This is a genomic window from Actinomycetes bacterium, from assembly GCA_036510875.1.
In the GTDB taxonomy this organism is placed as follows: Bacteria; Actinomycetota; Actinomycetes; order Prado026; family Prado026; genus DATCDE01.
In genome coordinates this window covers 1-3,998 of record DATCDE010000311.1, presented here as the reverse complement: position 1 = coordinate 3,998, position 3,998 = coordinate 1, and the positions used below count along the sequence as shown (strand labels likewise).

Below are 3,998 nucleotides of genomic sequence, written 5' to 3'. Positions count from 1 at the left end.
GTCGGCAAGGCCGGGAAGGGCGCCGAGGTCGCGGTGGAGGCTACCTACGGGTGGTACTGGGCGGTGGATGCCTTGTCCGACGCCGGGTTCGACGTGCATCTGGCGCACCCTCGGGGGATCGCGTCGATGCAGGACCGGCGGGCCAAGACCGACCAGTTGGACGCGCGGGAGCTGGCGGACCTGCTGCGGATCGGCCGGCTCGCGCAGGCGTGGATCGCCCCGCCGGAGCCAACTCGATACCGCCGTGGTTGCCGGTCACCTGTTGGAGCGGATGGTCGAGTAGGAGCTGCCGTCCACGTTGATGCCATTGACGCCGTTGTTCTGCGCTAGCACGTTCTGGATCAGGCCGTGATCACCGGCCAGGAAGATGCCATCGCCGCTCGCTTCCTCGACGGTGAATCCCCGAATGGTCACGTTCGGCGCGAGAACGGTGAAGGCGTTGCTGCCGATGAGGTTGTAGAGAGGAGATGACATGTCGTCACCCGGGTCCACCACAGCGTTGGCCCCCTGCAGGGTCACCGGGAAGCCGAGGACGACGTCCTCGGTGCAGGTGCCCGGACACACCTGAACTGTTCCCCCTGGCCCGGCGGCGGCAACCCCACCGCTGATCGTGATGTAGGCGGCCTTGCCCGCACACGATCCGCTGGAACTGACGAACACCTTCGACGGGCCAGCGGCAGCGGCCGCCGAGGTGACCGCCGTCGGGAAGGCCCCCAGCAGGACACCAACCCCCAGCACAGAAAGCACTCTGAGTCGCATGGCCTTTCCCCCTGCCTCCAGGTCGCGATCCCAACGTCGCGACACGTAGCCCCCGTCAGCCCCCGGAAGACCGAGCGGGGCTACACCGGCAGCGTCTACTTAGCCCGGATCCACCGCATTGCCCGGGGATGGCGGCGTTGATGTCGGTGTGGTGAGTCGCCTGCGTGTGGGCGTGGTGATGCCGTCGGGTGCTCCGGCTCTTCCACGTTTGGGTTTCCGGTCGGGTCCTGTCGGACGGGTGGACGGGTCAGGTCGTGAGCGGTGGTCCGGTGCTGACGACGAGCAGTCGTCGCCAGCCGTGCTGCCATGGCCAGCCAGGAGTTCGGAGTCGAGTTCATCTGCACGCATCTGCAGGTGGCTCCGAGCAGCTACTACGACGCGAAGAAGCGGCAGATCGAGCCGTCGGCCCGGGCCGTGCGGGAACCGTAACTGGGCTGTTTCATCTCTTGACTTGGGTGGACAGGCGGTTGTCTAGTGAGCCGACCTACGGTTCCTTCGAGGTGTGCCATGAGCGTGCATGACGATCGGGTCGCTGAGTTTCACCGCCTGCACTCCTCGGGTTGCTTCGTCATGCCGAATCCGTGGGACGTCGGCAGCGCGCTGGCCCTGGAGCAGATGGGCTTCCGGGCGCTGGCAACGACGAGCGCCGGCTTCGCCTGGACGCTAGGTCGGGCCGACAAAGGGGTCGGGCTGGAAGAGACACTGGAGCATCTGCGGGCCGTCGTCGATGCAGTGTCGCTGCCGGTGAACGCGGACTTCGAGGGCGGTTACGCGGTCCACCCAGACCAAGTCGGCGCAAACGTGCAGCGCGCTGCGGCGACCGGGATCGCGGGACTGTCGATCGAGGACTCCACCGGCGACGAGGCTGATCCACTGTTCTCGTTCGACCTAGCCGTCGAACGGGTGCGCGCGGCGCGAGCAGCGATCGACGACACCGGGACGGGCGTCGTGCTCACCGCCCGGTCGGAAGGGTTCGTCGTCGGCCGCCCTGACATCGACGACACGATCCTACGGCTCCGTGCCTACGCCGAAGCCGGTGCGGACTGCCTCTACGCCCCGCGGATCGACACCGTTGAACACGTCTCGGCCATTGTGGCCGCGGTGGCACCCAAGCCCGTGAACCTGCTGATCCATACCCGGTTCATCACCGTCGCGGAGGCTGCCGCGCTGGGAGTGCGCCGGATCAGCGTCGGGGGCACGCTCGCCCGCGTCGCCTGGTTCAGCTTCCGGCAGGCTGCCCAGGAGATCGCAGTCACTGGAACCTTCACCCACTTCAATGATCTGCCGAACCCCGATGAACTGTTCGAGCAACGCTGACCGGCAGCGCACCGAAGTGATGCAGGGCGGGGGTGCTCCTGCAGTAGCTGGCACTCTGTCTGCGGAGTCTGCCGGGGGCGTCTATGGGGAGACGATCTTGGGAGCGAGCCAGGCTGCGACGTCTTCCTCGCTCATCTCGCTGCTCGCCACCGCCAGAACCACGGCCTCGGCATCGTCGACGGGGGGGCCGACCAGGAGTATCCGTTCCTGGCGATGAACTCTTGCAGCGAGACCCACGCCGCGCGCTTGTTGCCGTCCGGCAGCGGATGATTGCGGAGAAGCCTCGCGCACAGGACAGCCGCCTTCACCGCGAAGTCGGGGTAGAACTCGACCCCGCCGAACTCGGCGCGCGGTGCGTGCAGCGCGGAGTCGGCGAGGTCGATCCTCGGAAGCTTCGCCAAGGTCTCGGCCGGGATCCCGGTCACGGCCTCGGCGATGAGCAGGTAGTCGACCAGGTCCAGATAGTCGATCACTGGGCGAGGCGCTCGAGCAGTTCCTTGTCGCGGTCGATGATGTTCTGGAGCCGCTCACGGAACGCCAGGTCCTTGCGGCGAGCGGCGATGTGCTCGTCGACCGCGGTGCGGACGGCGTCGGCGATGGACGTGCCGTCCACGCGGGCGACGGCAGCCAGGTCAGCCTGCTGCTCCTCGGACAGACGCACGGTCATTGGCTTGCTCATGGTGTCATGATACCGCGACTACACCTCGTGAACGTCGCGAGATACCGAACGGAACCGTCCCTATGCACCGCCGAGTTGAGTCCAGCGCGGAGGCCGATCCGGCCGGTTGACCAGTGCCGACCACGGGCGCTGACCACCTTCGAGGCGGCGGTGCCGGGCGTGGAGGACCGTGTATGAGAGAAGGGGCAGGCCTGCGAGCTGGCAGATGGTCAGGAGGACCCGAGCCACGATGGGGTGGCCGTGGCAATGGGGGCGGGATGGGCGGTTCTGCCGTGCGGGGGTGACGTCGACGCTCAGCGGGCCTACCTTGCGTCTGAGGTGTGGTGATGGAGTCTTCCAGCGCGATCGATGTGATGCTCGCCGGTGCTCGTGACGGGCTGGATCGGGTCCAGCCGGCGGACCTGTCGGCGGAGGTCGCCGCGGGTGCTCTCGTCGTCGACGTCCGCCCTGTCGAGCAGCGGCAACGCGACGGGGCGCTGACCGATGCGTTGGTCATCGACCGGAACGTTCTGGAGTGGCGGTTGGATCCCAGCAGCCCTCACCGTGTCGCGGAGATGACGTCGACCGACCTGCGAGTGATCGTTGTGTGCGACGAGGGTTACAGCTCCAGCCTGGCCGCTGCGACGCTTCGCCAGCTCGGGCTGCACCGGGCCACCGATCTGGTGGGCGGCTTTCAGTCGCTGCTCGCCCACCGGCTGGGCACCGACCCCGGCAACGGGGTTACCGGCAGTGCGGCACCAATCGGTTGAACGGCTGGATGCCAATAGGACGGTGTGTCACAAGAGCCGCTTTTCCACTCGGCGTGGCCCAGGACGAACGTTCCATCGGCTTGCCGCTGAAGGCGAACGCCGTCGCTGTGCCCTGGAGGTCGCCGTTGAGGGCGCTCGTTGCCCTGGGGCCGCGGACCGCAGCGCTAGTTCAGGGCACGTGGTTCCTGTCGGCGTCTGGTAATCGCGTGCGGGCCGGCCTACGGTGGCCGCATTCCCCGCCGAGGGAGGTGACGAGCCCATGTACGGAACCGTCATGATCGGCCAACTGGGCAGCCCGCCCGACCAGTCGCGCAGAGTCCTCACCGACTGGCTGGCTGAGCGTGCCCCTCTAACCTCGATCTTTCACGCGGCCCGGGTTGAGGGCTCCGTCAGGAGTCCTGTGGGTGGGGGCCGGGTTCCCGGCAGGCGTGGGTATGGCTGTTGACCGGCTCTGCCGGTGTGGGTGGTGTCCGGGTCCTCGGGTCGCGGGGTTT

7 protein-coding genes are annotated in these 3,998 nt (G+C 67.6%); 4 read left to right on the top strand and 3 right to left on the bottom strand.

Annotated features, from left to right (window positions below; translation table 11 throughout):
* Nucleotides 1-330 (top strand): transposase (locus tag VIM19_18080; protein HEY5186759.1); only part of this gene is annotated, 330 nt, incomplete at its 5' end.
* Here VIM19_18080 and VIM19_18075 read toward each other — a convergent pair.
* Nucleotides 256-804, bottom strand: a complete 549-nt coding sequence (locus tag VIM19_18075; protein HEY5186758.1) for a right-handed parallel beta-helix repeat-containing protein — start codon at nt 802-804, stop codon at nt 256-258. The genes VIM19_18080 and VIM19_18075 overlap by 75 nt on opposite strands.
* Nucleotides 805-1,065: 261 nt before the next feature.
* On the opposite strand from VIM19_18075, the gene VIM19_18070 reads away from it, so the two are divergent.
* On the top strand, nt 1,066-1,188 hold the full coding sequence (locus tag VIM19_18070) for a hypothetical protein (GenBank protein ID HEY5186757.1): 123 nt from the start codon (nt 1,066-1,068) through the stop codon (nt 1,186-1,188).
* A gap of 78 nt (nt 1,189-1,266) precedes the next feature.
* Nucleotides 1,267-2,076, top strand: coding sequence for an isocitrate lyase/phosphoenolpyruvate mutase family protein (locus VIM19_18065; protein HEY5186756.1), 810 nt, complete (start codon nt 1,267-1,269; stop codon nt 2,074-2,076).
* A 131-nt stretch (nt 2,077-2,207) separates the two neighbouring features.
* Here the strand turns inward: VIM19_18065 and VIM19_18060 are convergent, their stop codons facing one another.
* Both VIM19_18060 and VIM19_18055 read right to left on the bottom strand, forming a co-directional pair.
* A complete protein-coding gene (locus VIM19_18060) occupies nt 2,208-2,549 on the bottom strand; it encodes a Fic family protein (protein HEY5186755.1) in 342 nt (113 codons plus the stop codon).
* Entirely contained in the window at nt 2,546-2,755 is a 210-nt protein-coding gene (locus VIM19_18055) for a hypothetical protein (GenBank protein HEY5186754.1), read from the bottom strand. The genes VIM19_18060 and VIM19_18055 overlap by 4 nt, the downstream gene beginning before the upstream one ends.
* A 326-nt stretch (nt 2,756-3,081) precedes the next feature.
* Between VIM19_18055 and VIM19_18050 the strand changes: the two genes are divergently transcribed.
* Nucleotides 3,082-3,504, top strand: coding sequence for a rhodanese-like domain-containing protein (locus VIM19_18050; GenBank protein ID HEY5186753.1), 423 nt, complete (start codon nt 3,082-3,084; stop codon nt 3,502-3,504).
* Nucleotides 3,505-3,998 lie beyond the last annotated feature (494 nt).

Excerpts from the sequence above, each read along its gene's own strand:
- VIM19_18070 (HEY5186757.1), top strand. The coding sequence starts at position 1,066 with ATGGCCAGCCAGGAGTTCGGAGTCGAGTTCATCTGCACGCATCTGCAG.
- VIM19_18065 (HEY5186756.1), top strand. The coding sequence starts at position 1,267 with ATGAGCGTGCATGACGATCGGGTCGCTGAGTTTCACCGCCTGCACTCC.
- VIM19_18055 (HEY5186754.1), bottom strand. The coding sequence starts at position 2,755 with ATGAGCAAGCCAATGACCGTGCGTCTGTCCGAGGAGCAGCAGGCTGAC.
- VIM19_18050 (HEY5186753.1), top strand. The coding sequence starts at position 3,082 with ATGGAGTCTTCCAGCGCGATCGATGTGATGCTCGCCGGTGCTCGTGAC.